Raw genomic sequence first — 25,227 nt, 5'->3', positions numbered from 1 at the left:
AACGTTGGCCAGCCTGCAGCGGAGCGGATATAGCCTCCAGTCGGGCCGGCAGCAGCAGGATAACATGGTTCAGGACGCGATCGATCTCTCCGACATCCTCGATGTGGAAAAGCTGCGGGCCGATTGCCTTGCTGCCCTGCAGGACGAAAACGAGCCTGTTCTGGACCGGCGCGCCAAGGTGCTTGCGGTCTTGCGGACTGCAAACACGGAAGGTCGCAAGACGATCCGGCGACTTCTCGACGAGGATGGCGGTGGCCTTGCCTGCGCCCAGCGCCTGTCCTGGCTTCAGGACAACCTGATCCGGGCACTGCACGAAGCGGTCGCCGAGAAGCTCCATCCCGAAGCCGGCATGACCGCGGCGGCCGCGGTCGGCGGCTATGGCCGGGACACGTTGGCTCCCGGTTCGGACGTGGACCTGCTCTTCCTTCTTCCCGCAAGGAATTCCGACGCCATGCGCAAGGCGATCGAGTTTCTGCTCTACGTGCTATGGGACATGGGCTTCAAGGTCGGCCATGCGACGCGCACGGTCGAGGAGTGCATCCAGCTTGCCAAGTCGGACATGACGATCCGCACGGCGATCCTGGAAAGCCGCTATATCTGCGGCGCCGAGGGCCTTGTTTCCGAACTGGAAAAACGCTTCGACACGGAGATCGTCGCCGGCACGGGCGAGGAATTCGTCGCCGCGAAGCTCGCGGAACGGGACGTGCGCCACCAGAAGGCCGGCGACACCCGTTATCTGGTCGAGCCGAATATCAAGGAGGGCAAGGGCGGCCTGCGAGACCTCCACACGCTCTTCTGGATCGCCAAGTACTACTACCGCATCCGCAATGCCCAGGAACTCGTCAAGCTGGGAGTCCTGTCGCGCCACGAGTGGAAGGTCTTCCAGAAGTCGGAGGATTTCCTCTGGGCGGTCCGTTGCCACATGCACTTCCTCACGGGCAAGGCCGAGGAGCGGCTGTCATTCGACATCCAGCGCGAGATCGCCGAAAGCCTCGGCTATCATTCGCGGCCCGGACTTTCGGCCGTCGAGCGCTTCATGAAGCACTACTTCCTGGTGGCGAAGGATGTCGGCGACCTGACGCGCATCTTCTGCGCCGCCCTCGAGGACGAGCAGGCCAAGGAAGCGCCGGGCCTGAAACGGGTGATCTCGCGCTTCACCAAGCGTCTGCACAAGATCCCCGGTACCGTCGATTTCGTACAGGACCGCGGCAGGATCACCCTTGCCGATCCCGATGTCTTCAAGCGTGACCCGGTCAACATCATCCGCTTCTTTCACGTTGCCGATATCAACGGCCTCGAATTCCATCCGGACGCCTTGAAGCGGGTAACCCGCTCGCTCTCGCTGATCAGCGGCGAGGTGAGGGAAAACGAGGAAGCGAACCGCCTCTTCCTCTCGATGCTGACGTCGCGGCGGCAGCCGGCGCTGATGCTGCGCCGCATGAACGAGGCAGGCGTGCTCGGCCGGTTCATTCCCGATTTCGGCCGGATCGTCTCGATGATGCAGTTCAACATGTATCACCACTATACGGTGGACGAGCATCTGATCCGCTCCGTCGATGCGCTGGCGGAAGTCGATAACGGCCGCGCGGCGGAGATCCACCCGCTCGCTAACAAGCTGATGCCGTCCGTCGAGGAGCGCGAAGCCCTCTATGTCGCGGTGCTGCTGCACGACATCGCCAAGGGGCGGCAGGAAGATCACTCGATCGCCGGAGCTCGCATCGCCCGCAAGCTCTGCCCGCGCTTCGGCCTCAATACCAAGCAGACCGAACTGGTCGTCTGGCTGATCGAGGAACATCTGCTGATGTCGATGACAGCCCAGACCCGCGACCTCCACGACCGCAAGACGATCACCGACTTCGCCGAGAAGGTCCAGTCCATGGACCGGTTGAAGCTTCTGCTGATCCTGACGATCTGCGACATCCGCGCGGTTGGCCCCGGTGTCTGGAACGGCTGGAAGGGGCAGTTGCTGCGCACGCTCTACTACGAGACCGAGCTTCTGCTTTCCGGCGGGTTCTCGGAACTCTCGCGCAAGGAGCGGGCCCAGCAGGCGGAGGAGGAACTGTTCGACGCCCTCGCCGACTGGAGCCAGAAGGACCGGCGGGTCTATTCGCGGCTGCATTACCAGCCCTATCTTCTCTCGGTGCCGCTGGAGGACCAGGTCCGCCACGCTCGCTTCATCCGCGACACCGACCAGAAGGGGCAGGCGCTGGCGACCACGGTCAGGACCCATTCCTTCCACGCGATCACCGAGATCACGGTTCTCGCCCCGGACCATCCCCGGTTGCTGTCCGTCATTGCGGGCGCCTGTGCCGCGGCCGGAGCGAATATTGCCGACGCGCAGATCTTCACGACGTCCGATGGCCGTGCGCTAGACACGATCGTGGTCAATCGGGAGTTTCCCGGCGACGAAGACGAGCTTCGCCGCGCCGCAACGATCGGCCGCATGATCGAGGACGTGCTCTCGGGCAGGAAGCGGTTGCCGGAAGTCATCGCCACGCGGGCGAAAGCCAAGCGACGCACCAAGATGTTCACGATCCCGCCTTCGGTGATCATCTCGAACGGCCTGTCGAACAAGTTCACCGTCGTCGAGGTGGAATGCCTCGACCGTCCGGGCCTGCTGGCGGAAGTCACGGCGGTCCTTGCCGATCTTTCGCTTGACATCCACTCGGCACGCATCACCACCTTCGGCGAGAAGGTGATCGATACGTTCTATGTGACGGACCTCGTGGGGGCGAAGATCACCAACGAGAACCGGCAGGGCAACATTTCCGCGCGGCTGAAGGCGGTGATGGCCGAGCAGGAGGACGAGTTGCGCAGCGGCATGCCCTCCGGCATCATTGCCCCGGCTCCCGCGCCGGCGCGTCGCGTCCCGGCCACGCCGCGCCGACCGAAGGCCGACGCATGAGCCTCGTCCGCAAGTTCGCGACTGTCGGCGGCGCCACCCTCGGCAGCCGCATCTTCGGTTTTGCGCGTGAAACCATGATGGCGGCCGCGCTCGGCACGGGGCCAATGGCGGACGTCTTCTATGCGGCTTTCCGCTTTCCCAACCTGTTCCGCCGGCTGTTCGCCGAGGGCGCGTTCAACGCCGCCTTCGTTCCGCTCTTCTCCAAGGAAATCGAGGCGCATGGCGTCGAAGGTGCCAAGCGGTTCTCCGAGGAGGTCTTCGGCGTTCTGTTCTCGGCGCTGCTGCTGATCACGATCGCGATGGAACTGGCCATGCCCTGGCTGGTGGACTGGATCATCGCCCCGGGCTTTGCCGGCGACGAGGCAAAGTCGGCGCTGACGGTCCGGCTCGCGGCGGTCATGTTTCCCTATCTCATGTGCATGTCGCTCACCGCCATGATGAGCGGGATGCTGAATTCGCTGCATCGTTTCTTCGCGGCCGCAATCGCGCCCGTCTTCCTGAACGTCGTAATGATCGCGGCGCTCGCCTATGCCTGGTGGGACGGGGCCGATCCGCTGGCGACGGCCTGGTACCTCTCCTGGAGCGTCCTCGTTGCCGGTGTTCTCCAGCTTGCGGTCGTCTATGTCGGCGTGCGCCAGGCCGGCATCAACATCGGATTTCGCCGTCCGCGGATGACGCCCAACGTCAAGCGGCTCCTCATCCTTGCGGTCCCGGCGGCAATCACCGGCGGCATAACGCAGATCAACCAGATCATCGGTCAGGCAATCGCGTCCGGCAAGGAAGGAGCTATTGCGGCGCTCCAGTATGCCGATCGCATCTATCAACTGCCGCTGGGCGTTGTCGGGGTGGCGGTCGGCGTGGTCCTCCTGCCTGAACTGTCGCGCGCGCTGAAGGGCGGGCACATGAAGGAGGCAGCGGGCATCCAGAACCGGTCGCTCGAATTCGTGCTGTTCATGACGCTGCCGGCTGCGGCTGGCCTCTGGGTCCTTTCCCAGCCGATCATCCGCGTTCTTTACGAGCGCGGTGCCTTTTCCGCGGAGAACACGGCGGTAGTCGCCTCGATCCTTGCGATCTACGGCATAGGGCTTCCCGGCTTCGTGATGATCAAGGCGCTGCAGCCGGGCTTCTACGCACGGGAAGATACCCGCACCCCCATGCGCTTCACCATCATCTCGGTCATCGTCAATTCGGGACTGGCGATCACCCTGTTCCCGATCCTTGCCGAGCGCGGAATTGCCACCGCGGAAGCGGCGGCAGGCTGGATCAACACGATCCTGCTTTTCTCGACGCTCCTTTGGCGAGGCGACATGACGTGGGAATGGGCGCTCCTGCGCCGCACCCTGCTGCTTATCGTTTCGGCGGGAATGATGGCCGGGGCGCTGGTCTATGCGCTACCTTATGCCTCGCCCTGGCTCGCGCCACAGGCGTCGCTTCTCCAGCAGGTCGGGGCGCTAGCCGGGCTGATCGGCCTTGCCGTGATCGTCTACTTCCCGGTCGCCTTCCTCATCGGCGGCGCCCAGGTGGGCGTGATCCGTAGGAACCTCAAGCGGACGCGCCCGAAGGCCTAGGGGTCATTTCCGCCTACCGCAGTGAGCCCAGCGGCGTTTCGGTCCGATGTCCACGTGCACGAGGCCGTTGCAGTATCGGCCGATACCGCCGATGCCGGGAGCAGACGCGGCGACCGCCAGGATCGTCCTTTCGGATACCCCCGGAACGCGGATGTCTGCGGCATAACAGTTGCTGTGCTGCGACCGGCCGGAGCGCGGACGATGGCCCGACGTCACGACCGGCTTCTTGCCTGTCGTGACGGCGATATGCGCGAGGATCGCCTTCAGCTTCGAGGGAAAGCAACTGGTCCTGACGCTGACCCGCTGGACCGTGTAGGCGGCGGTATAGTCGTGCTTGAAAAGATTGCCGCGACGCTTTTGCGCGCTGCCGGCTTCGGCCACCCCGCTCAGGCCGATGGAAAGTAGCGAGGCAAGCGCGAGACGAGTAACAGTGCGCACGGTATCCCCCGAATGTCGGCCCAAAATCATCTCGGGCCCTCTCTGCGGGACGGAAAATGTTTCCGGAAAGTGACCTAAATAAGGACGATTATTCTGAGGTGATTTCATGGTCGTCGCGACGCCGCCTTCGTCAAGCGTCGTCGTGGGCGCATTTTGTGGAAGGAATTTTCAAAAGTGCAAGAAATTCAGTATGCAACCGTGCATATAGGCAGCTATGCAAATATGCGGCATCAGGTCGCGCGGCTGCTTAAATCCAGGTCGAGCGCAGGAATCGCCGCGCGCTGTCGGAGGGCGCGTTTGAGGCAAGGGATGGCGAATTGTGGCGGGAATGGGGCGTCTCCACGCCAGGTTGCGCGCGCCGGCGCTCTTGATCGCTGAAACGCGGAGGTGCATAAGCCCGAGCGTTAGCTACATGGCCCGATGGGCCTGGGGCCCTCCACCAGCCTATTGAGGACAGTATGACCACTTTTCAGCCGCTCGTGTTTTCCGGCGTGCAGCCTACCGGCAACCTTCATCTCGGCAACTATCTCGGCGCGATCCGCAAGTTCGTCGCCCTGCAGGAAAACAACGATTGCATCTACTGCGTCGTCGACCTTCACGCCATCACGGCGCAACTGGTCCATGATGACCTGCGCAACCAGATACGCTCGATTGCCGCGGCGTTCATCGCCTCCGGGGTGGATCCCGTGAAGCATATCGTCTTCAATCAGTCGGCGGTGCCCCAGCACGCGGAACTGGCGTGGATTTTCAACTGTGTCGCCCGTATCGGCTGGATGAACCGGATGACGCAGTTCAAGGACAAGGCCGGAAAGGACCGCGAGAACGCGTCCCTCGGCCTCCTGGCCTATCCGAGCCTCATGGCGGCCGACATCCTTGTCTACCGGGCCACGCACGTGCCGGTGGGCGACGACCAGAAGCAGCACCTCGAACTCGCCCGGGATATCGCCCAAAAGTTCAACATCGACTTCCAGGACAAAATACGGGCCTCCGGCACCGGCGTCGACATGGTGGTCGGCGAGGAGCCGATCCATGCCTATTTCCCGCTCGTCGAGCCGCTGATCGAGGGGCCGGCACCGCGCGTCATGTCGCTCAAGGACGGTACCAAGAAGATGTCGAAGTCCGATCCGTCGGATTTGTCGCGCATCAATCTCATGGATGATGCCGACGCGATCCTGAAGAAGATCCGCAAGGCCAAGACCGATCCGGACTCGCTTCCGTCAGAGGTGGAGGGCCTCAAGGGCCGCCCCGAAGCGGACAATCTCGTCGGCATCTATGCGGCCCTTTCGGACCGCAAGAAGGAAGATGTGCTGAAGGAGTTCGGCGGTCAGCAGTTCTCCACCTTCAAGCCGGCTCTCGCCGATCTTGCGGTTCATGTCCTGTCGCCGATCACCGGTGAGATGCGCCGGTTGATGGATGACACGTCGCATATCGACGCCATCCTCCGTGACGGTGGCGAGAGGGCGCGGGCCCGCGCGTCGAAGGTCATGGGAGATGTCTTCGACATCGTCGGCTTCCTGCGCTGAGCGTGCGGCTTCGTCGCATCGCCCCCGGTTTTCATTTCGTCGCGTTCGTATAGATTCCGCGGCTCGGCCATCCGTGCCGAGCTTCGGGAGGAAGAGGCTGCCATGGTTTCAAAACGCCTGTCTCGACTTGAGGGACACCGCCGCAAGTTCATGGCGATCATCGATGGGACGCCGGAATGCGAGCGGGCGGTGCATTACGCCGGTCGGCGCGCCAAGAATTCCAACGGCGGGCTCGTCCTGCTGTTCGTCATTCCGGACGGGGATTTCCAGCAGTGGCTCGGCGTTGAGGCCATAATGCGCGCCGAAGCCCGCGAGGAAGCGGAGGCGATCATGGCGAAGGCAGCCCAGAAGGTGCGCGAATCGATCGGTATCGATCCGGAAGTGGTGATCCGGGAGGGCAATGCGCCGGACCAGATCAACGATCTCGTCGAGGAGGATCGCGACATTGCCATCCTTGTTCTGGCCGCGGCGTCGGCCAAGGAAGGCCCCGGTCCGCTGGTCTCGGCCATTGCCGGACGAGGCGCGATATTTCCTATCCCGGTCACCGTGCTTCCCGACAGCCTGTCGGACGAGGAGATCGACGCGCTGTGCTGACACGCCTTGACGGCGCGGGTCGAAACGCGCACTTGAACCCAAAGATGATTGGGTCTATCTTCTTTGGAAGAATTCTAAACTAAGTGCCCTGGCACTTCGGAGACGCAAAATGTTCATTCAGACCGAGGCAACGCCGAACCCGGCAACCCTGAAATTCCTGCCCGGCAAGATCGTCATGGAAAAGGGTACGGCCGACTTTCGCAATGCAGGCGAGGCGGAAGCGTCGCCGCTCGCGTCCCGCCTCTTTGCGGTTCCCGGAGTGACCGGGGTCTATTTCGGCTACGACTTCATTACCGTGACCAAGGAAAGCGGCGAGTGGCAGCACCTGAAGCCCGCCATCCTCGGCTCGATCATGGAGCACTTCATGTCCGGCCAGCCCGTGATGGGCGGGGGCACGACCACGGCGGAAGCCTTCGACGAAGAAGGCGAGTTCTATGACGAAGGCGACGAAACCATCGTCGCGACGATCAAGGAACTGCTGGAAACCCGCGTCCGCCCGGCGGTTGCCCAGGATGGCGGCGACATCACCTTCAAGGGCTTCAAGGATGGGACGGTTTACCTGAACATGAAGGGTGCCTGCTCCGGCTGCCCGTCCTCCACCGCGACCCTGAAGCATGGCGTCCACAACCTGCTTCGCCACTTCGTTCCGGAAGTGCAGTCGGTCGAGGCTCTTTAAGACGCCGATCGCTGATGCTCGTCCTGGCCATTGATACCGCGGGCGTGGATTGTTCCGCAGCGGTTTATGACAGCTCGTCCCGCGAGATCCTGGGCTCCGTCGTCGATAACATCGGCAAGGGGCATGCGGAACGGCTGATGTCGGCTATCGACGAGGCACTTGCGCAGGCCAGCTGTTCGCTCTCGGACATCCAGCGGATAGCGGTCGTCGTTGGACCGGGGTCGTTCACGGGTATCCGCGTCGGGGTCGCCGCCGCCCGCGGTCTGGCACTCTCTCTCGGCGTCGAAGTTGTAGGCGTTACGACGCTCGAAGCCCTCGCCGGCGCGTATTTCGAACGGGAGCCTTCCAGCAATGTAGTCGTCGCGATGGATGCCAAGCGCGGCGAACTCTACGTCCAGCCATTCGCGGCCGACGGCAGCCCTCTGGGCGAGCCGCAGGCCCTGGTGCCACAGGACGCGGCGGCGCTCGCCTCATCGCTTTCCGCAGACCTGACCGGCTCCGGGCGGGATCCCGCACTCGGCGCCGTCTCATCCACAGGGCTTGATCGTTTCGACATTTCAGTGGTGGCCCGGCTGGGGGCGGCGAAGACCGCAACCGACGGACGCCCCAAACCGCTTTACCTGCGCGGGCCCGATGCGAAGCCGCAGACCGGTTACGCGCTGCCCAGGATCTGACTGCGATGCTCGAGGATTACCTGCAGTGGAAGCCCTATTTTGAGGTCGTTTCGCTCCGCAGCGAAGACTGCCGCGAGCTGTCCCAGCTCCACGGGCAGCGCTTCCCTCGCCAGTGGAGCGACGGAGAGTTCCTGAGCCTCTTGCTGCAACCGAACGTCTTCGGCTTCATGGCGCGCCAGACGAACGCCTTCTTCTCGCGCCCGCCGGCAGGCTTCGTGCTGGCGCGGGAGAGCGCCGGTGAAGCCGAGATCCTGACGGTCGCGGTCGCCGAAAAGTTCGAGCGGTCCGGCCTCGGTTGGCGCCTGATGCAGGCAACCCTGCGAGAGGCGGAGCAGCGGGGCGCCGAAGAGATGTTCCTGGAGGTCGAAGCCGCCAACACGCCGGCTGTCCGGCTTTACCGGAAGCTAGAATTCCTGACGGTTGCCGAGCGTCCGGCCTACTACGAAGGCGAGGGTGGGCAACGGTCCTCGGCGCTTGTCATGAGGCGCAATCTTCGGTAGTTCCACCGGATAGATAATGAACGAGGCGGCAACGTCATGACAGATCTTTCCAAGACGCTGGAGGAACTGTGCGCCGACAAGGGCATGCGCATGACGGAGCAGCGCCGGGTCATAGCGCGCATCCTGCAGGAATCGGATGATCACCCCGATGTCGAGGAACTCCACCGCCGCGCCGCCGCCGTCGACCCCCGCATTTCCCTGTCTACCGTCTACCGGACCGTGAAACTGTTCGAGGACGAGGGCATCATCGAGAAGCACGATTTCCGCGACGGCCGTTCCCGCTACGAGACGGTGCCCGAGGAGCACCACGATCACATGATCGACGTCGAGACCGGAACGGTCATCGAATTCCATTCTCCCGAGATCGAGGCGCTCCAGGAGCGGATTGCCCGCGAGCATGGCTTCCGTCTCGTCGGACATCGCCTGGAACTCTATGGCGTGCCTCTCGACAAGGACCCCGCTTGATCACCTGGCTGCGGATTGGCTTCGTCGTCGTCTCGCTTGCGGTGGTCACGCTGGTGCTCCTGCCGTTCCAGCTCGTCGGGCTCGCGTTCGACCTCAGGCTTCGCCGCTACATCCCGCGCTACTGGCACCGCGCCGCCTGCTATCTCCTCGGCATCCGCATACATGTCCACGGCGAACCGGAACGGCGGCGGCCGCTGATGCTTGCCTCCAACCACGCGTCCTGGCAGGACATCCTCGTCCTCGGCGCGATTGCCGACGTGGCCTTCATCGCGAAGTCGGAAGTCGCGGCCTGGCCCGTCTTCGGTGTGCTGGCCAAGCTGCAGAAGACGATCTTCGTGGCCCGTGAGCAGAAGCGACAGGCGGGGCGTCAGGTCAACGAGATTGCGCAACGGATGAAGGCCGGCGAGATCGTCGTGCTCTTTCCCGAAGGTACGACGTCGGACGGAAATCGCGTCCTGGAAATCAAGTCGGCGCTGTTCGGTGCAGCCGCGGCCGCTGTCCCCGAAGTGCCCGGCAACGTCGTCCACATCCAGCCGGTCGCCATTGCCTATACGCGGGTGCAGGGCATGCCGATGGGGCGCTATCATCGGCCGATCGCAGCCTGGCCGGGCGATATCGAACTCGTTCCCCATCTGATGGGGGTGCTGAAGGCGCAGGCGATCGATGTCGATGTCTCCTTCGGGAACACGATCGAGTTTCGCGCCGGAGACAATCGCAAGGTGCTGAGTGCGAGTGTCGCTGCACAGACCCGCCGCATGCTGCTTGCCGCCCTGCGCGGGCGCGACATCTAACAAATTCTTCTATTGCGGCACATCTTGCGATAAAGAGCCGGCCATGAGCACCGATACCGCAACAACTCCTGAGATCGTGGACAAGGCTGGCGCCGTCAATATGCGGAAGGTCTTCATCAAGACCTATGGCTGCCAGATGAACGTCTATGATTCCGTGCGCATGGGTGACGCGCTCGCCAGCGAAGGCTATGTGCCGACCGAGGAGATGGAAGACGCGGACCTCATCCTCCTGAACACCTGCCATATCCGGGAAAAGGCGGCGGAGAAGGTCTATTCGGCGCTGGGCCGGCTGAGGGATATGAAGCAGGCCCGCAATGCAAACGGCCAGGAGCTGATGATTGGCGTTACCGGCTGTGTCGCGCAGGCGGAAGGCGAGGAAATTCTCCGGCGCGCGCCTGCAGTCGACGTCGTCGTCGGGCCGCAGACCTATCACCGTCTTCCCGATGCGCTGCGCCGCGCACGCCAGGGAACCCGAGTCGTCGACACCGACTACGCGGTCGAGGACAAGTTCGAGCACCTGCCTGCCACCGAAAAGGCGCGCATCCGCGCACGCGGCGTCACGGCTTTCCTCACCGTGCAGGAAGGGTGCGACAAGTTCTGCACCTTCTGCGTGGTCCCCTATACCCGAGGGGCCGAAGTCTCGCGCCCGCTTCACCAGATCATGGACGAGGCGCGTCGCCTGGTGGAGGCGGGAGTACGCGAGATCACCCTTCTCGGCCAGAACGTCAATGCATGGCGCGGCGAGGGGCCGAATGGCCGCCAATGGGGTCTCGGCGACCTGCTCTATGGTCTGGCCGAGGTGCCGGGGCTCGCGCGGCTGCGCTACACCACCAGTCATCCGCGAGACATGGATGATCGCCTCATCGAAGCTCACCGGGATCTGCGCTTGCTGATGCCCTACCTGCACCTTCCGGTTCAGTCGGGCTCCGATCGCATCCTGAAGGCAATGAACCGCCGGCACACCGGGGAAGAATACCTGCGCCTCATCGACCGCATCCGCACGGCACGGCCGGATATCGCGATGTCGGGGGATTTCATCGTTGGTTTTCCCGGCGAGAGCGACGCGGATTTCGACGATACGCTGCGGATCATCGAGGCGGTCGGCTATGCCCAGGCCTTCTCGTTCAAGTATTCCACCCGCCCCGGCACGCCCGGCGCGGATCTCCCCGATCAGGTCGCGGAAGAGGTAAAGTCGGAGCGGCTCGAAAGATTGCAGGCACTCCTCTTGAAACAGCAGGCTGAGTTCGCCAAATCCTGCGTTGGAAAGGTCATCGACCTGCTGCTGGAGAAACCCGGCCGCAACGAGGGCCAGGTGATCGGACGATCGCCTTGGCTGCAGTCTGTGAATGTTGATGCAAAAACATCGCAGATAGGTGACATTATTCCGGTACGAATCATCGGAACTGGTCCAAACAGCTTGTTTGCGGAGCCGGCCCGGGATTTGATCGGAGCCTGAACCTTCTGGCGAGGAGCTTGCCTACTTGAACGGACACGAATTGGTTTCTTCACCCGCGCGTCAACCGCGATCCGCTGCGACCGATGCCAACCACTTCGTGCTGACATTCCAGAACAACAGGCTCGCCAGCGAACTCTTCGGACAATTCGACCAGAATTTGAAGTTGCTGGAGGAGCGGCTGCATATCGATGCGCTCGCCCGCGGCAATTCCGTCTCGATTTCCGGCGACGTCACGGCAACCAACCAGGCGCGCCGTGCACTCGATTACCTCTATGAACGACTACAGAAGGGCGGCAGCGTGGAGCCTTCGGATGTGGAGGGCGCGATACGCATGGCGGTTGCGGCGGACGACCAGTTGCAACTGCCGACCATGGAGCGCAAGGCTAAGCTGTCCATGGCGCAGATCTCGACCCGCAAGAAGACCATCATTGCACGAACCCCGACCCAGGACGCCTATATCCGGGCGCTGGAGCGTTCGGAGCTCGTGTTCGGCGTCGGCCCCGCCGGCACGGGAAAGACCTATCTGGCCGTCGCGCACGCCGCCCAGCTGCTGGAACGTGGCGCCGTGGACCGTATCATCCTGTCCCGCCCTGCCGTGGAGGCCGGCGAGCGCCTGGGCTTCCTGCCCGGCGACATGAAGGAAAAGGTCGACCCCTACCTGCGGCCGCTCTACGACGCCCTCTATGACATGATGCCGGGCGACAAGGTGGAGCGCGCGATCACCGCCGGCGTCATCGAGATCGCGCCTCTCGCCTTCATGCGCGGGCGAACCCTCTCCAATGCAGCCGTGATCCTCGACGAGGCGCAGAACACGACGTCGATGCAGATGAAGATGTTCCTGACCCGCCTTGGCGAGAACGCCCGCATGATCATCACAGGCGACCCGAGCCAGGTGGACCTGCCCCGGGGCGTGAAATCCGGCCTCGTCGAGGCGTTGCACATACTGAAGGGCGTCGAGGGCATTTCCGTCGCCCGGTTCAAGGATGTCGACGTGGTGCGCCACCCGCTCGTCGGTCGGATCGTCCAGGCGTATGACGCCCAGTACGCCGTTCACCAGGAAAGCGAGGAAGTCGATCGGTAACGCACCGATCGCGAACTGATGCCGCAATTGGATATACAGGTAAGCGTCGAAGATCCGGGCTGGGCGTCCGAGGAAGTGTTGGCGGAGAAGGCCGGGACGGTTCTATCGACTGCAGCCGACTACCTGGGTGCGACGGAACGTCAGCCTTTCCCCGATCATCCCGTTGAAGTGTCTGTCGTTTTTACCGACGACGACGATATCCGCGCCATCAATGCCGAGTGGCGAGGCAAGGACAAGCCCACCAACGTTCTCTCCTTCCCAGCATTCCCGATCACCCCTGGCAAGATGCCGGGCCCGATGCTCGGCGACATTGTGATCGCCCGGGAGACGGTGGAGAGAGAGGCCGCGGAACTCGAAAAGAGTTTCGATGCCCATTTGACACATCTGCTTGTGCATGGATTTCTGCACCTGTTTGGCTATGATCACATGGAAAAGGACGAAGCTGAACGGATGGAAGCGACAGAGACTCGTATTTTGGCCAAGCTTGGCCTATCTGATCCCTATGCGGGACAAGACCCCATCGATGAACTGGAATGATGAACGACATATCGACCATTGCCGCCCATGAGGGCAAATCCGGTTCGGACACATCCTCGGAAGAGGACAGTAGTCCGCACCGACGAGAGAACCACCTCCGAAACCACGGCTCATTCTGGGGCCGGATGCTACGGCTCGTGCGGCCTGCCCAGGGCGAGCGCCTGCGGGAGGATCTCGCCGACGCGCTGATGACCGACGCCGGAATCAGCAGCGCCTTCTCGCCCGAAGAACGGGCCATGCTGCACAACATCCTCCGGTTCCGCGAGGTTCGTGTCGAGGACATCATGGTGCCGCGAGCCGATATCGAGGCGGTCGACATGACGATCACGCTCGGCGACCTGATGATACATTTCGAGGAAACGGGCAGGTCGCGAATGCCCGTCTATTGCGATACGCTGGATGACCCCCGCGGCTTCGTCCACATTCGCGATCTCCTTTCCTACCTTGCCAAGCAGGCGCGCAACAAGCGGCGGTCCGTGCCGCGTGCGGCTCCTGCCCAGCCCATGCCGCTTGCAAGCGAGAAGACCGAAAAGCCCGCCCGCACGCCGAAGCCCGCCTTCGATCTCGGCCGAGTGGATCTCAGCAAGACGGTCGCCGAAGCCGGGCTCATCCGCAACATCCTCTTCGTTCCGCCGTCCATGCTCGCGTCCGACCTGCTCCAGAGCATGCAGGCGGCGCGAACGCAGATGGCGCTGGTCATCGACGAATATGGCGGCACCGACGGTCTCGTCTCTCACGAGGATATCGTCGAGATGGTCATCGGAGACGTCGAGGACGAGCATGACGACAATGAAGTCATGTTCTCGCGCACGGCCGACGACATCTTCGTCGCCGACGCCCGCATCGAACTGGAGGAGATCGCAAAGGCCATCGGCCCCGACTTCGACATCCGTGACCGTGTGGAGGATGTCGATACGCTCGGAGGGCTGATCTTTTCCGCGCTCGGCCGAATCCCCGTTCGGGGCGAGGTCGTCCAGGCTCTCCCCGGCTTCGAGTTTCACATCCTCGAGGCCGACCCGCGGCGGATCAAGCGGGTCCGCATCGTGCGCAAGCGCGCGCCCACCCGACGTCGGCAGATCAAGGGCGAGACGGACGTCGCGACGGAAGCGGATGCCGGCCTCGCTACTCCTCCTGCAGGTCTGGTGGCGGCAGCCGGCCAGGCTTCATCCGACCAGGCGTCATCGGGCGCTCGGAATGCCTCCTAGAACCGGTGACGGGACATGCGGCGTTATTTTTGAAACACTGCGGTCCTGATTCGGGGTAGGGGAAGGATTGCGGATGGAGCGGCTGGCGGGCAGGGTGATGCTTCTCTGGGGCATGCGCCGTCTCGTGCTGGCGTTTGCCGCAGGCGCGGTCGGCGCTCTCGCATTGCCCCCGTTCGGGATATTCGCCGTTCTCTTCGTCTCCTTCACCCTGCTCGTCTGGTTGATGGACGGGCAGGCTTCGCATCCTGAAAGCGGCTGGGTTTCGCGCCAGCGTTCCGTCTTCCTCCTCGGCTGGTCCTTCGGGTTCGGCTACTTCCTTGCGGGTCTGTGGTGGCTTGGAAATGCGCTGCTTGTCGAGGCCGACCAGTTCGCCTGGGCCTTGCCGCTTGCGGTGCTCGGGCTGCCGGCCGTGCTTGCCATCTTCTTCGGGCTGGCGACGGTACTTGCCGGCATGCTCTGGTCCGACGGGCCGGGACGGCTGGCGGCGCTCGCATTCGGGTTCGGCATCGCCGAATGGCTGAGAAGCTTCGTGGCGACCGGATTTCCCTGGAATGCCATCGGCTACGGGGCGATGCAGACGCCGATCATGATGCAGTCCGCCGCCGTGATCGGATTGTTCGGCGTGACGGTGCTGGCCGTCTTCGTCTTTTCCCTGCCTGCTCTCTTCGGTACGCGGCGCGGACTGGCTGCGGGACTGGCCTGCGGCGTCGTGCTTCTGGGCGCGCATCTCGGTTACGGTGCCTATCGTCTTTCCGTGATGGATGGCGCCGACACGGGCGCCGGGCCACAGACGATTGTTCGTCTCGTACAGCCGGTCCTCGACCAATCCCGCAAGCTCCAGAATTCCGACCGGGCCGCGATCCTGGAGGAGCATCTGACCCTGTCCTCCGCGCCGCCAGCCGATGGAGAAAGGCGTCCGGACGTCATCGTCTGGCCGGAGACTTCCGTCCCCTTCATCCTCACCGAGAACCGAGATGCGCTTGCGCGGATAGCGGACGTGCTGGAGGAGGGGCAGGTTCTGGTGGCCGGCGCGGTGCGCGTCGAGTATTCCGGTGCCGGTTCACCGCCGCGCTACTACAATTCCGTCTATGTCATCGATGACCGGGGCGAGATCCGCGGCGCGGCCGACAAGGTTCACCTCACCCCGTTCGGGGAATACGTACCCTTCGAGCAGTGGCTGCAGGAGTGGGGGATCGAAAGCCTTGTGGCGCTGCCTGGCGGCTTTACCGCAGCCGCGTCGCGCTCGCTCCTTCCCCTTCCAGATGGCCGGGCCCTCTATCCGCTCATCTGCTACGAGGCGATCTTCCCGGACGAGATCGGCGGAGAGGTGGGATCGACCGCGGCGATCCTCAACATCACCAACGACGCGTGGTTCGGCGATACTCCGGGTCCATACCAGCACTTTCAGCAGGCCCGGTTGCGCGCCGTGGAAACCGGTCGCCCGGTGATCCGGGGCGCCAACAGCGGCATTTCCGCAATCATCGCGCCGACGGGACGGATCACCGGCAGTTTGAGCTTCAACGAGAAGGCATTCCTCGACGTGCCGCTGGCCGATGTTTCGACAGGTGCGTGGAGCGAAAGCGCGCGCCGGATGAACTTCTGGTTGATTGAAATCGCTATGTTTTTGATTGCATTCATTTCCCGCAGTGGTTTTAATTTCCGACAGAATTGACCCAAAACCCCCAAAATTGCATAGTGCATCCGCACTTCTGTTCGGCAAGGTCTAGAAGTGATATGCGTTTCTGTCGCCACAGGCCGGCGGCAGTCGCGAAGCAGTTCGTAGACTACCAAACGTCAGGACAGAGTGATGATTGAAAACAAGAAGAAGCCGAACCCGATCGACATCCATGTAGGAAGCCGGATTCGTCTTCGTCGTACCATGCTTGGTATGAGCCAGGAGAAATTGGGGGAGAGCCTCGGCATCACCTTCCAGCAGATCCAGAAATACGAAAAAGGCACGAACCGGGTTGGTGCCAGCCGTCTCCAGAACATCTCCAGCATCCTGAACGTACCCGTTTCCTTCTTCTTCGAAGACGCGCCCGGTGATCATGGCGCTTCCGCCTCCGGGATGGAGGAGGCGTCGAGTTCGAACTTCGTCGTCGACTTCCTGTCTTCGTCGGAAGGGCTCCAGCTCAACCGCGCCTTCGTGAAGATCTCCGATCCGAAAGTGCGCCGTCGCATCGTTGACCTGGTAAAGGCGCTTGCTGCCGAAATCGACGAATAGCGTCCCGACACCGAAACACCCCGAGAAGCGGCCGCAGGGCCGCTTTTTTTATAAGCAGAGGAGGATCGCTCGCAGATTTTTACATATAAAGATATATTTATGTCCTTGTCTTTGAACGGGTGAGCTACTAATAGGTTGGCTGTTTGTTTCTTGAGGGGAATCCCGCATGCGTGAGAGCTATCTCTTTACCAGTGAATCGGTTTCGGAAGGTCACCCGGACAAGGTATGCGACCGGATATCGGATGAGATCGTCGATCTCATTTACCGTGAGGCTGCAAAGACCGGCGTCGACCCCTGGACGGTTCGCGTCGCATGCGAAACCCTGGCGACCACCAACCGCGTCATCATCGCCGGCGAAGTGCGGCTTCCGCCGAGCCTGATGAAGAAGGACAAGGACGGTCGCGACGTCATCAACCCGTCGAAGTTCCGGTCCGCGGCCCGCAAGGCAATTCGCGATATCGGCTACGAGCAGGCCGGCTTCAACTGGCGCACGGTGAAGGTGGACGTCCTGCTGCACTCGCAGTCGGCCGACATCGCCCAGGGCGTGGACAGTGCCGCCGACAAGCAGGGTGACGAGGGTGCCGGCGACCAGGGGATCATGTTCGGCTATGCCTGCCGCGAAACCCCGGACCTCATGCCTGCACCGATCTACTACTCCCACCGCATCCTCCAGCTGCTCGCCGCCGCCCGCAAGAAGGGCGAGGGCGATGCCGGCAAGCTCGGCCCCGACGCCAAGAGCCAGGTGACGGTGCGCTACGAGAACGGCAAGGCCGCCTGTGTCGACTCGATCGTCCTCTCCACCCAGCATCTGGATGAGAACTGGGATTCGAAGAAGGTCCGCGCCGTCGTGGAGCCCTATATCCGCGAGGCGCTGGGCGACCTGAAGATCTCGGAAGACTGCAAGTGGTACATCAACCCGACCGGCAAGTTCGTGATCGGCGGGCCTGACGGAGACGCGGGCCTCACCGGCCGCAAGATCATCGTGGACACCTACGGCGGCGCTGCCCCGCATGGGGGCGGTGCGTTCTCGGGCAAGGACACGACCAAGGTCGACCGGTCGGCCGCCTATGCCGCGCGCTATCTCGCCAAGAACGTGGTCGCGACCGGCCTGGCGGACCGCTGCACGATCCAGATCGCCTACGCGATCGGGATTGCACAGCCTCTCTCGATCTATGTGGATCTCCACGGCACAGGCAAGGGCGTGACGGAAGATCAGGTCGAGGCCGCCATCCGAAAGGTGGTCGACCTGTCGCCATCCGGTATTCGGCGCCATCTCGACCTGAACAAGCCGATCTACGCGAAGACAGCCGCGTATGGCCATTTCGGCCGCAAGCCGGGGCGTGACGGTTCCTTCGCCTGGGAGAAGGTGGATCTCGTCAAGCCGCTCAAGGAAGCGCTTAAGGCCGCCTGACCGGGCTTTACGGACCCGTCGTGAAAACTGTAAAGCGGGTGGCCTTCGAGCCGCCCGCTTTTTCCATTTCCGAAAGACCCTGCCGATGACCGATCAACAGCACCCCAGCCGCGCTACCGAAGCCTTCTTTGGCCGGCGCAAGGGAAAGCCGCTACGGGACCGGCAGGCGGAAAGTCTCGCTACGGTACTGCCCGCCCTGAAGCTCGATCTGGCGGCGTCCGCTCCGGGCCGACTTGTGGACCTCTTCCCGGTGTCCGTCGATGAGGTTCGCCTCGAGATCGGTTTCGGGGGCGGCGAGCATCTGATCCATAGGGCTCAGGAGAGCCCGGTCACGGGCTTCATCGGCGTTGAGCCCTTCGTCAATTCAATGGCCAAGCTGGTGGGGCGGGTGACCGATCTCGGCCTGCGGAACATCCGGCTCTACGATGACGACGCCACTCAGGTCCTGGACTGGCTTCCGTCTGGCTCGGTCGACCGGATCGATCTCCTCTACCCCGACCCGTGGCCGAAGCGGAAGCACTGGAAACGTCGCTTCGTCTCGCAGGTGAACCTTGACCGGTTCCACCGAGTTTTGAAGCCGGGCGGGCTGTTTCTCTTCGCCTCCGACATCGATACCTATGTCAACTGGACACTGATTCACTGCAGCCGACATGGCGGCTTCGAATGGCTTGCGGAGGAAGCGTCCGACTGGTTGACGCCCTTCGCCGGCTGGCCCGGCACGCGATACGAAGCCAAGGCGCGCAGGGAAGGGCGCTCGTCAGCCTACCTGACGTTCCAAAAGAAAGATCGTTGAGCAGAGTTAGTGAAGGCTGACGGTCTTCAGGTCGTCTTCAGCTGCCTTGAAGAAGGTGCTGGAGCGGTTGTCGGTCAGCAGGATCGGGGTGCCGTCGGCTCCGAACAGTGCCCAAAGATCGAGGCCGGGCTCCATGGACGGTGCTTCGGGGAAACAACGCGAGACATCTTCGTATCGGATCTTGCGGATGTAGCCGACTTCGCCGGCGCCCAGATGGGCAAGTTCGGTTTCCGTCAGCCGCGCGTTCGTTTCTTTCAGGAGCATCTCAGCCTCCAACATCGAGGGCATCACGACGATGATGTCGTTGCTCTACTCTGGGACGGAAATGTTAATTTTTCGCACCATCCGCGCCGGTTCCGGACGGACGAGATCGACGGAAAGCAGGCCGCTCCTGAGGGCCGCGCCGGCAACCTGCATTCCGTCCGCCAGCACGAAAGTCCGCTGGAACTGTCGTGCAGCAATGCCGCGGTAAAGATAGTCCCGCTCGGGCTGCTCCGCCTGGCGACCTCGAATGATCAACTGGTTTTCCTCGACGGTGACGTCGAGTTCGTTCTGGGAAAATCCGGCGACGGCGATCGTGATCCGCAGACTCTCCGCAGCGTCGGACGAGCCGGGAAGTATCCGCTCGATATTATAGGGCGGATAGCCATCGCCTGCCCTGACCACGCGCTCCAGGGTCTTTTCCATCACATCGAAACCCAGGAGAAGAGGGCTCGCGAACGGGGTGGTTCGGCTCATGTTTCAGGTCCTTCGAAGCGACCACAATTCCGGCCCGTCATGGCGCCGGCTTCGCCGGAATATGGGAAGGATGCCGCGGGAACGCAAGCATGGCGAGGCGGCTGGTCATTGCTTCGGAAACTGGGGCGGTGTAGCTAGGCGGCCATCCACAAAATCGGGAATCCAGCATGGCACAGCGGAAAATCATCATCGACACCGATCCCGGACAGGACGACGCGGCGGCGCTCATGCTCGCATTCGCCAGTCCGGAGGAGCTCGATGTTCTGGGGCTCTGCGCGGTCGCCGGGAATGTTCCGCTTTCGCTGACGAGCCGCAATGTCAGGATCGTCTGCGAACTGTGCGGACATGCCGACATGCCGGTCTACGAGGGTGCGGAACACCCGATCCTGCGCAAGCAGGTGACGGCGGAACACGTGCACGGTCGCACCGGCCTGGATGGCGCGGAATTGCCGGAGCCGACGATGGCGGTCATGCCGCAGCATGCGGTCGACTTCATCGTCGAGACGGTCATGCGGGAACCCGCCGGCAGCATTACCCTGTGCACGCTCGGGCCGCTGACGAACATTGCGCTCGCGCTGCAAAAGGAGCCGGCAATCGCGGGTCGCGTCCGGGAACTGGTGATGATGGGTGGCGGCTTCTTCGAGGGCGGCAACATCACGCCGGCTGCGGAATTCAACATCTATGTCGATCCGGAAGCGGCCGCAGCCGTCTTCGCCTCGGGAATGCCGATCGTGATGATCCCGCTCGATGTCACCCACCAGTTGCTGACCCGCAAGGACCGCGTCGCGAAGCTTGCCGCTCTCGGAACCCGCCCGGCGCAGGTCCTGGTCGACTGGCTCGCCTTCTTCGAGCGCTTCGACGAGGAGAAATATGGTTCCGATGGCGGTCCGCTGCACGATCCGACGGTCATCGCCTACCTGCTGAAGCCGGAGCTCTTCTCCGGTCGCCACTGCAATGTCGAGATCGAGACCCGGTCGGAACTGACGGTCGGCATGACGGTGGTCGACTGGTGGCGGGTCTCCGGTCGCCAGCCCAACGCCACGGTCCTGCGGAACGTGGACGCGGACGGCTTCTTCGACCTGCTGACGGAACGCGTCGGCCGCCTCTAGAGGCGTTCGGCGACTTCCGACGCGGTCGGTATCGAAGGCTGTGCGCCGGGCTTGAGGCAGGCAAGCGAGCCGGCCACGGCCGCGCGGCGCAGCGCGTCCGCGAAGGGCAGGCCGCCGTCCATGCCGGCGGCGAGATAGCCGCAGAAGGTATCACCGGCCCCCACCGTGTCGACCGGCCGGATGTCCAGCCCTTGTGCGCGATGCAGAACGCCGTCGCGCACGGCGACTACGCCTTCGGCGCCGAGCGTGACGATGAAGGTCTGCCCGGTTTCGGCGTGCATCCTCTTCAGCGCCTCTTCGCGTTCCGCCGGCTGCAGGTCCGCCTTGCCCGTCAGGAGTTCGAACTCCGTTTCGTTGGTGACGACGATGTCGGCCAGCGCCGCGAGCCTTGCAGCCTCTGCGGTGAGGGGGGCCGTGTTGAGAATGGAAGTGACGCCTTTTCGCCGGGCGGCCCGAAGCGCGGCCTCGACCGCCTCCGGAGGCACCTCGAGCTGGAGCATCAGGACGTCTCCCGCTGACATCGCATCGACCGCCTCATGGGCCTGGCCCTCGTTAACGGTGCCGTTGGCCCCCGGCACGACGGCGATCATGTTCTCCCCGGTTCCGCCGACCAGAATGAGGGCCGTTCCCGTCGGTCCGTCCACCCGGTTGACGGCGGAGAGGTCGACGCCCGCCTGATCCAGAAGCGAGAGGGACGGCGCGGCGAACTCGTCCTTGCCGACGGCTCCCGTCATGCGCACGTGGCTCCCGGCGCGCCGCGCCGCCAGTGCCTGGTTCGCGCCCTTGCCGCCGGCGGCGGTGGTAAAGCCCGTGCCCGGCACGGTCTCGCCGGGCACCGGAAGTCGCTCGGTGGTTGCGATAAGATCCATGTTGATGGAGCCGAAGACGGTGATCATGGGCGCTCTCTCTGCGTCGTCCGAAATGCGGTCGCGACACTGCCCGAGCCGCTTACTCCTCGTCAACCACCCGCAGTTTCAGGAGGCCGGTGCGGCTTTCCACAGCGCGCGGCTCGTCTCGGTCTACCGACGCCGGACCTGCCTGCTCCAGTTCGAGCGCGCCGATCTTTGCGCCGCGGCGGGTAAGTTTCTCGGAAGATGTGAGGATCTGGTCGACATCCCGCTGCGCCGCCAGGAAATGCCCCTGCAGCTTGCGGGTCCTGTCATCGAGCCGTGACAGGTCTTCCATCAGGAGCGCCACTTCGCCCTGGATCAGGTGGGCCTGCTCGCGCATCCTCTGGTCTTTGAGCACCGCCTGGATGACCTGGATCGACAGCATCAGCAGCGAAGGCGAGACGATCACCACCTTGAGGCGCTGCGCCTTCTGCACCACCCCGTCGAAATGCTCGTGGATTTCGGCGAAGATCGATTCCGACGGCACGAAGAGAAAGGCCATGTCCTGCGTCTCGCCGGCGATCAGGTATTTCTCGGAGATATCCCGGACGTGGACCTCGAGATCGCGGCGGAACTGGGTGGCCGCGGCCTTACGTGCCTCGGGTGCCGCCGTATCGCGGAACACGTTCCAGGCTTCCAGCGGAAACTTCGCGTCGATCACCAGCGGCGGTGCGCCGTTCGGCATCCGCACGAGGCAGTCGGGCCGCTTGCCGTTGGAGAGGGTGGCCTGGAACTCGTAGGCGCCCATGGGCAGGCCATCGGCAATGATCGCCTCCATCCGCCCCTGGCCGAATGCGCCGCGCGTCTGCTTGTTGGAGAGAATGGCCTGCAGTCCGACCACGTCCTTCGCAAGCGTCTGGATGTTGCTCTGCGCCGCATCGATGACCGCAAGGCGCTCCTGGAGGAGGCGAAGGTTCTCGTGCGTGGATTTCGTCTGCTCGGTAATTGTGCTGCCCAGCCGATGCGTCATGCCGTCGAGGCGCTGGTTCACCGCCTGGTTCAGTTCGGTCTGCCGCTGGGAAAGCGTTTCGGTCATGTTCGCAAGCCGCCCCTGCATCTCCGCCTGCGCCCGCATCAGTTCCGCCAGCCGGGCTTCCGATTGCGCGGCCTGCCGAACCTGCTCGACGCTCCTCCGGCGCGAGGCGACGAGCAGTCCGAAGGCCGCGGCACAAAGGGTCGCGAGGAGGAGGGCGAGGAGCCATGCGACGCCCGCGGGATCGGCAGCGAGATCTTGGAGGATAGGGATGAGGCTGTTCATGACGGCACCCTAGCAGAAATCCAGGCCACGGAAAGATCAAATCGTGAACATCGCCGTGGCGGCTTTCGCCGGCTCCGGCCGCCAATCCTGTTCCATCCGCCGGAAAGATGCGCTATGGGAGGCCATGACCATCAAGCCTCTCATCATTCTTCCCGACCCGCTCCTGCGTCAGGTTTCAACGCCGGTGGAGCAGGTCGATTCCGAAATCAAACGCCTTGCCGACGACATGCTGGAGACGATGTACGATGCCCCGGGCATCGGTCTTGCGGCGATCCAGATCGGCGTGCCGCGCCGCATGTTGGTGATCGACGTCTCCAAGGAAGACGAGGAAAAGACGCCGCTGGTCTTCATCAATCCGCAGATCGTCGCGTCCTCGGACGAGCGCTCGGTCTACGAGGAAGGCTGCCTCTCGATCCCCGATTATTATGCCGAGGTGGAGCGGCCCGCCGCGGTCACCGTGGATTACATCGATCGCGACGGAAAGCAGCAGACGCTTGAGGCCGACGGCCTTCTGGCGACCTGCCTACAGCACGAGATCGACCACCTGAATGGTGTCCTCTTCATCGATCACATCTCGCGCCTCAAGCGGGAAATGGTGATCAAGAAGTTCACCAAGGCTGCCCGCTCCCGCGCGTAAAAACGGGCCACGGGGTCAACGAACAGGCGGCGGCAGCCGCGGGCAAGGAGCGCAGACAGGATGGCGCTACGCATCATCTTCATGGGAACGCCGGACTTCTCCGTCCCGACGCTCCGCGCGCTCAAGGACGCCGGCCACGATATCGTCGCCGTCTACAGCCAGCCGCCGCGTCCAGGCGGGCGCCGCGGCCTGGACCTTCAGAAGTCGCCGGTCCACCAGGCGGCGGAACTGCTCGGCCTGCCGGTCTTCACGCCCGTGAACTTCAAGGATGAGGCCGACCGCGATCGGTTCCGGCAGTTCGAGGCCGACGTTGCCGTGGTTGTCGCCTATGGTCTCCTGCTGCCGGAAGCGATCCTGAGCGGCACGCGGCTTGGCTGCTACAACGGCCATGCCTCCCTCCTGCCGCGCTGGCGCGGTGCCGCCCCGATCCAGCGGGCAATCATGGCTGGCGACCTGAAGACCGGCATGATGGTCATGAAGATGGATAAGGGGTTGGATACCGGACCGGTTGCCCTCACGCGCGAGGTGGAGATCGACGCGAACATGACGGCGGGCGAACTCCATGACCAGCTCATGCATGTCGGCGCCCGCGCCATGGTGGAGGCGATGGGACGCCTGGAGGCAGGCGACCTGCCGCTGACGCCCCAGCCGGAAGAGGGCGTCCTCTATGCCTCCAAGATCGACAAGAACGAGACGCGTATAGAGTTCTCACGCCCCGCGCCGGAGGTCCACAACCAAATTCGCGGCCTTTCCCCCTTCCCGGGCGCCTGGTTCGAGGTCGAGATCAACGGCCGGGCGGAACGCGTCAAGGTGCTTTCCTCTGAGCTTGCAGAAGGCCATGGCGAAACGGGTACGGTTGTGGACGGCCAGCTCACAATCGCATGCGCAGGCGGAGCGGTCCGCCTTACCCGGCTGCAGAAGGCGGGCGGAAAGCCGCTTGCTGCGGCGGACTTCCTGCGGGGGACGCCGCTTCCCGCCGGCACGAGGCTCGGCTGATGCCGCGTTTCCGCATGACCGTCGAATATGACGGCACCCCCTATGTGGGCTGGCAGATGCAGGAGAACGGGCACTCCGTCCAGGCCGCGCTCCAGAACGGCATCCGCTCGCTGACCGGCGAGACCGTATCGATCCGCGGTGCGGGCCGGACCGATTCCGGTGTCCATGCGATTGGTCAGGTCATCCACGCGGACCTGGCGCGTGACTGGAAACCCCACACGCTCCGCAACGCGCTGAACGCGCATCTGGGAATGGCCGGCGAGAAGGTTGCCGTCGTCGAGGTCAGGGCGACGGACGAAAGCTTCGACGCCCGCTTCTCGGCCGTCAAGCGGCACTACCTCTACCGCATCGTCAACCGCCCGGCACCGCTGGCCCTCGAGGCAAACCGGGCCTGGTGGGTGCCGAAGCAACTGGATCACGAAGCCATGCATGCGGCCGCCCAGATGCTGGTCGGACACCATGACTTCACCACCTTCCGTTCCGCCCACTGTCAGGCGACCAGTCCGATGCGGACCCTCGATCGGCTGGACGTGACGCGGGATGGGGAACTCATCGAGATCCGCGCCTCCGCGCAGAGTTTCCTGCACAACCAGATACGCTCCTTTGCGGGAACGCTGAAGCTGGCCGGCGAGGGGAAGATGTCGCCCGAGGATGTGCGCGCCGCACTCGAGGCGAGGGACCGCAAGGAATGCGGGCCGGTGGCGCCGCCCGAGGGGCTCTATTTCATGAAGGTCGATTATCCCGGCGACGAGGCCTGA

At 63.5% G+C, this 25,227-nt stretch carries 26 protein-coding genes; 21 read left to right on the top strand and 5 right to left on the bottom strand.

Annotation, left to right across the window (positions count from 1 at the left end):
• The first annotated feature begins 13 nt into the window (after nt 1-13).
• Nucleotides 14-2,905, top strand: a complete 2,892-nt coding sequence (locus ACWGPT_RS03360; RefSeq protein ID WP_452604510.1) for a [protein-PII] uridylyltransferase — start codon at nt 14-16, stop codon at nt 2,903-2,905.
• Nucleotides 2,902-4,473, top strand: a complete 1,572-nt coding sequence (gene murJ, locus ACWGPT_RS03355; RefSeq protein ID WP_452604171.1) for a murein biosynthesis integral membrane protein MurJ — start codon at nt 2,902-2,904, stop codon at nt 4,471-4,473. Before ACWGPT_RS03360 ends, murJ begins: the two co-directional genes overlap by 4 nt.
• Nucleotides 4,474-4,476: 3 nt before the next feature.
• Here the strand turns inward: murJ and ACWGPT_RS03350 are convergent, their stop codons facing one another.
• Nucleotides 4,477-4,911: a YcbK family protein gene (locus ACWGPT_RS03350; protein ID WP_452604170.1), complete on the bottom strand. Its 435-nt coding sequence runs from the start codon at nt 4,909-4,911 to the stop codon at nt 4,477-4,479.
• A 458-nt stretch (nt 4,912-5,369) separates the two neighbouring features.
• Between ACWGPT_RS03350 and trpS the strand changes: the two genes are divergently transcribed.
• The 15 genes from trpS to trmB all read left to right on the top strand — a co-directional run bounded on the left by trpS (nt 5,370) and on the right by trmB (nt 18,841).
• Nucleotides 5,370-6,434: a tryptophan--tRNA ligase gene (gene trpS, locus ACWGPT_RS03345; protein WP_452604169.1), complete on the top strand. Its 1,065-nt coding sequence runs from the start codon at nt 5,370-5,372 to the stop codon at nt 6,432-6,434.
• A 102-nt stretch (nt 6,435-6,536) separates the two neighbouring features.
• On the top strand, nt 6,537-7,028 hold the full coding sequence (locus ACWGPT_RS03340; protein ID WP_452604168.1) for a universal stress protein: 492 nt from the start codon (nt 6,537-6,539) through the stop codon (nt 7,026-7,028).
• Nucleotides 7,029-7,137: 109 nt separating this feature from the next.
• Complete coding sequence (locus ACWGPT_RS03335; RefSeq protein WP_452604167.1) at nt 7,138-7,704, top strand: NifU family protein; 567 nt, start codon at nt 7,138-7,140, stop codon at nt 7,702-7,704.
• A 14-nt stretch (nt 7,705-7,718) separates the two neighbouring features.
• Complete coding sequence (gene tsaB, locus ACWGPT_RS03330) at nt 7,719-8,378, top strand: tRNA (adenosine(37)-N6)-threonylcarbamoyltransferase complex dimerization subunit type 1 TsaB (protein ID WP_452604166.1); 660 nt, start codon at nt 7,719-7,721, stop codon at nt 8,376-8,378.
• 5 nt (nt 8,379-8,383) lie between these two features.
• Nucleotides 8,384-8,878: a GNAT family N-acetyltransferase gene (locus ACWGPT_RS03325; protein WP_452604165.1), complete on the top strand. Its 495-nt coding sequence runs from the start codon at nt 8,384-8,386 to the stop codon at nt 8,876-8,878.
• Between the two features lie 36 nt (nt 8,879-8,914).
• Nucleotides 8,915-9,343: a Fur family transcriptional regulator gene (locus ACWGPT_RS03320; protein ID WP_452604164.1), complete on the top strand. Its 429-nt coding sequence runs from the start codon at nt 8,915-8,917 to the stop codon at nt 9,341-9,343.
• The gene (locus ACWGPT_RS03315) at nt 9,343-10,134 is read left to right on the top strand and encodes a lysophospholipid acyltransferase family protein (protein ID WP_452604509.1); all 792 of its coding nucleotides are present in this window, start codon (nt 9,343-9,345) and stop codon (nt 10,132-10,134) included. Before ACWGPT_RS03320 ends, ACWGPT_RS03315 begins: the two co-directional genes overlap by 1 nt.
• Before the next feature lie 43 nt (nt 10,135-10,177).
• Nucleotides 10,178-11,590, top strand: coding sequence for a tRNA (N6-isopentenyl adenosine(37)-C2)-methylthiotransferase MiaB (miaB, locus tag ACWGPT_RS03310; RefSeq protein WP_452604508.1), 1,413 nt, complete (start codon nt 10,178-10,180; stop codon nt 11,588-11,590).
• Nucleotides 11,591-11,615: 25 nt separating this feature from the next.
• On the top strand, nt 11,616-12,671 hold the full coding sequence (locus ACWGPT_RS03305; protein WP_452604163.1) for a PhoH family protein: 1,056 nt from the start codon (nt 11,616-11,618) through the stop codon (nt 12,669-12,671).
• 18 nt (nt 12,672-12,689) lie between these two features.
• A complete protein-coding gene (ybeY, locus tag ACWGPT_RS03300; RefSeq protein WP_452604162.1) occupies nt 12,690-13,208 on the top strand; it encodes an rRNA maturation RNase YbeY in 519 nt (172 codons plus the stop codon).
• Nucleotides 13,208-14,413, top strand: coding sequence for a hemolysin family protein (locus ACWGPT_RS03295; protein ID WP_452604507.1), 1,206 nt, complete (start codon nt 13,208-13,210; stop codon nt 14,411-14,413). The genes ybeY and ACWGPT_RS03295 overlap by 1 nt, the downstream gene beginning before the upstream one ends.
• Nucleotides 14,414-14,486: 73 nt before the next feature.
• Nucleotides 14,487-16,085 (top strand): apolipoprotein N-acyltransferase, encoded by a 1,599-nt coding sequence (gene lnt / locus ACWGPT_RS03290; RefSeq protein ID WP_452604161.1) that lies wholly within the window; start codon nt 14,487-14,489, stop codon nt 16,083-16,085.
• A 135-nt stretch (nt 16,086-16,220) separates the two neighbouring features.
• Nucleotides 16,221-16,637, top strand: a complete 417-nt coding sequence (locus ACWGPT_RS03285; protein WP_452604160.1) for a helix-turn-helix domain-containing protein — start codon at nt 16,221-16,223, stop codon at nt 16,635-16,637.
• Between the two features lie 166 nt (nt 16,638-16,803).
• A complete protein-coding gene (metK, locus tag ACWGPT_RS03280; protein ID WP_452604159.1) occupies nt 16,804-18,048 on the top strand; it encodes a methionine adenosyltransferase in 1,245 nt (414 codons plus the stop codon).
• 85 nt (nt 18,049-18,133) lie between these two features.
• Nucleotides 18,134-18,841 (top strand): tRNA (guanosine(46)-N7)-methyltransferase TrmB, encoded by a 708-nt coding sequence (gene trmB / locus ACWGPT_RS03275; protein ID WP_452604158.1) that lies wholly within the window; start codon nt 18,134-18,136, stop codon nt 18,839-18,841.
• A 6-nt stretch (nt 18,842-18,847) separates the two neighbouring features.
• Here trmB and ACWGPT_RS03270 read toward each other — a convergent pair whose 3' ends face one another.
• Nucleotides 18,848-19,105: a BQ00720 family protein gene (locus ACWGPT_RS03270; protein WP_452604157.1), complete on the bottom strand. Its 258-nt coding sequence runs from the start codon at nt 19,103-19,105 to the stop codon at nt 18,848-18,850.
• A gap of 45 nt (nt 19,106-19,150) precedes the next feature.
• Nucleotides 19,151-19,579 carry an Hsp20 family protein gene (locus ACWGPT_RS03265; RefSeq protein ID WP_452604156.1) on the bottom strand — a complete coding sequence of 143 codons (429 nt, stop codon included), beginning with the start codon at nt 19,577-19,579 and terminating at the stop codon, nt 19,151-19,153.
• A 167-nt stretch (nt 19,580-19,746) separates the two neighbouring features.
• Between ACWGPT_RS03265 and ACWGPT_RS03260 the strand changes: the two genes are divergently transcribed.
• The gene (locus ACWGPT_RS03260; protein WP_452604155.1) at nt 19,747-20,688 is read left to right on the top strand and encodes a nucleoside hydrolase; all 942 of its coding nucleotides are present in this window, start codon (nt 19,747-19,749) and stop codon (nt 20,686-20,688) included.
• Here the strand turns inward: ACWGPT_RS03260 and ACWGPT_RS03255 are convergent.
• A complete protein-coding gene (locus tag ACWGPT_RS03255) occupies nt 20,685-21,584 on the bottom strand; it encodes a ribokinase (protein WP_452604154.1) in 900 nt (299 codons plus the stop codon). The genes ACWGPT_RS03260 and ACWGPT_RS03255 overlap by 4 nt on opposite strands.
• A gap of 52 nt (nt 21,585-21,636) precedes the next feature.
• Complete coding sequence (locus tag ACWGPT_RS03250; RefSeq protein WP_452604153.1) at nt 21,637-22,836, bottom strand: DNA recombination protein RmuC; 1,200 nt, start codon at nt 22,834-22,836, stop codon at nt 21,637-21,639.
• A gap of 124 nt (nt 22,837-22,960) precedes the next feature.
• Here ACWGPT_RS03250 and def point away from each other — a divergent pair, with 124 nt between their 5' ends.
• From def to truA, 3 genes are read left to right on the top strand one after another with little or no spacing between them, the layout of a single operon-like run.
• Complete coding sequence (gene def, locus ACWGPT_RS03245; protein WP_452604152.1) at nt 22,961-23,473, top strand: peptide deformylase; 513 nt, start codon at nt 22,961-22,963, stop codon at nt 23,471-23,473.
• Nucleotides 23,474-23,533: 60 nt separating this feature from the next.
• Nucleotides 23,534-24,469: a methionyl-tRNA formyltransferase gene (fmt, locus tag ACWGPT_RS03240; RefSeq protein ID WP_452604151.1), complete on the top strand. Its 936-nt coding sequence runs from the start codon at nt 23,534-23,536 to the stop codon at nt 24,467-24,469.
• Entirely contained in the window at nt 24,469-25,227 is a 759-nt protein-coding gene (gene truA, locus ACWGPT_RS03235; RefSeq protein ID WP_452604150.1) for a tRNA pseudouridine(38-40) synthase TruA, read from the top strand. Before fmt ends, truA begins: the two co-directional genes overlap by 1 nt.

It is taken from the genome of Pseudorhizobium sp. NPDC055634 (genome assembly GCF_053618655.1).
The sequence above is the reverse complement of the archived record's forward strand: the minus strand, read 5'-3'. Positions and strand labels throughout refer to the sequence as shown.

Bases quoted from the DNA above. Each gene is read 5' to 3' on its own strand.
- miaB (WP_452604508.1), top strand. From the start codon at position 10,178: ATGAGCACCGATACCGCAACAACTCCTGAGATCGTGGACAAGGCTGGC.
- murJ (WP_452604171.1), top strand. From the start codon at position 2,902: ATGAGCCTCGTCCGCAAGTTCGCGACTGTCGGCGGCGCCACCCTCGGC.
- ACWGPT_RS03340 (WP_452604168.1), top strand. From the start codon at position 6,537: ATGGTTTCAAAACGCCTGTCTCGACTTGAGGGACACCGCCGCAAGTTC.
- fmt (WP_452604151.1), top strand. From the start codon at position 23,534: ATGGCGCTACGCATCATCTTCATGGGAACGCCGGACTTCTCCGTCCCG.
- ACWGPT_RS03265 (WP_452604156.1), bottom strand. From the start codon at position 19,579: ATGAGCCGAACCACCCCGTTCGCGAGCCCTCTTCTCCTGGGTTTCGAT.
- ACWGPT_RS03260 (WP_452604155.1), top strand. From the start codon at position 19,747: ATGGCACAGCGGAAAATCATCATCGACACCGATCCCGGACAGGACGAC.
- metK (WP_452604159.1), top strand. From the start codon at position 16,804: ATGCGTGAGAGCTATCTCTTTACCAGTGAATCGGTTTCGGAAGGTCAC.
- def (WP_452604152.1), top strand. From the start codon at position 22,961: ATGACCATCAAGCCTCTCATCATTCTTCCCGACCCGCTCCTGCGTCAG.
- ACWGPT_RS03270 (WP_452604157.1), bottom strand. From the start codon at position 19,105: ATGCTCCTGAAAGAAACGAACGCGCGGCTGACGGAAACCGAACTTGCC.
- tsaB (WP_452604166.1), top strand. From the start codon at position 7,719: ATGCTCGTCCTGGCCATTGATACCGCGGGCGTGGATTGTTCCGCAGCG.
- ACWGPT_RS03295 (WP_452604507.1), top strand. From the start codon at position 13,208: ATGAACGACATATCGACCATTGCCGCCCATGAGGGCAAATCCGGTTCG.
- ACWGPT_RS03250 (WP_452604153.1), bottom strand. From the start codon at position 22,836: ATGAACAGCCTCATCCCTATCCTCCAAGATCTCGCTGCCGATCCCGCG.
- ACWGPT_RS03285 (WP_452604160.1), top strand. From the start codon at position 16,221: ATGATTGAAAACAAGAAGAAGCCGAACCCGATCGACATCCATGTAGGA.
- ybeY (WP_452604162.1), top strand. From the start codon at position 12,690: ATGCCGCAATTGGATATACAGGTAAGCGTCGAAGATCCGGGCTGGGCG.
- ACWGPT_RS03320 (WP_452604164.1), top strand. From the start codon at position 8,915: ATGACAGATCTTTCCAAGACGCTGGAGGAACTGTGCGCCGACAAGGGC.
- trpS (WP_452604169.1), top strand. From the start codon at position 5,370: ATGACCACTTTTCAGCCGCTCGTGTTTTCCGGCGTGCAGCCTACCGGC.
- truA (WP_452604150.1), top strand. From the start codon at position 24,469: ATGCCGCGTTTCCGCATGACCGTCGAATATGACGGCACCCCCTATGTG.
- ACWGPT_RS03335 (WP_452604167.1), top strand. From the start codon at position 7,138: ATGTTCATTCAGACCGAGGCAACGCCGAACCCGGCAACCCTGAAATTC.
- ACWGPT_RS03255 (WP_452604154.1), bottom strand. From the start codon at position 21,584: ATGATCACCGTCTTCGGCTCCATCAACATGGATCTTATCGCAACCACC.
- trmB (WP_452604158.1), top strand. From the start codon at position 18,134: ATGACCGATCAACAGCACCCCAGCCGCGCTACCGAAGCCTTCTTTGGC.
- lnt (WP_452604161.1), top strand. From the start codon at position 14,487: ATGGAGCGGCTGGCGGGCAGGGTGATGCTTCTCTGGGGCATGCGCCGT.
- ACWGPT_RS03325 (WP_452604165.1), top strand. From the start codon at position 8,384: ATGCTCGAGGATTACCTGCAGTGGAAGCCCTATTTTGAGGTCGTTTCG.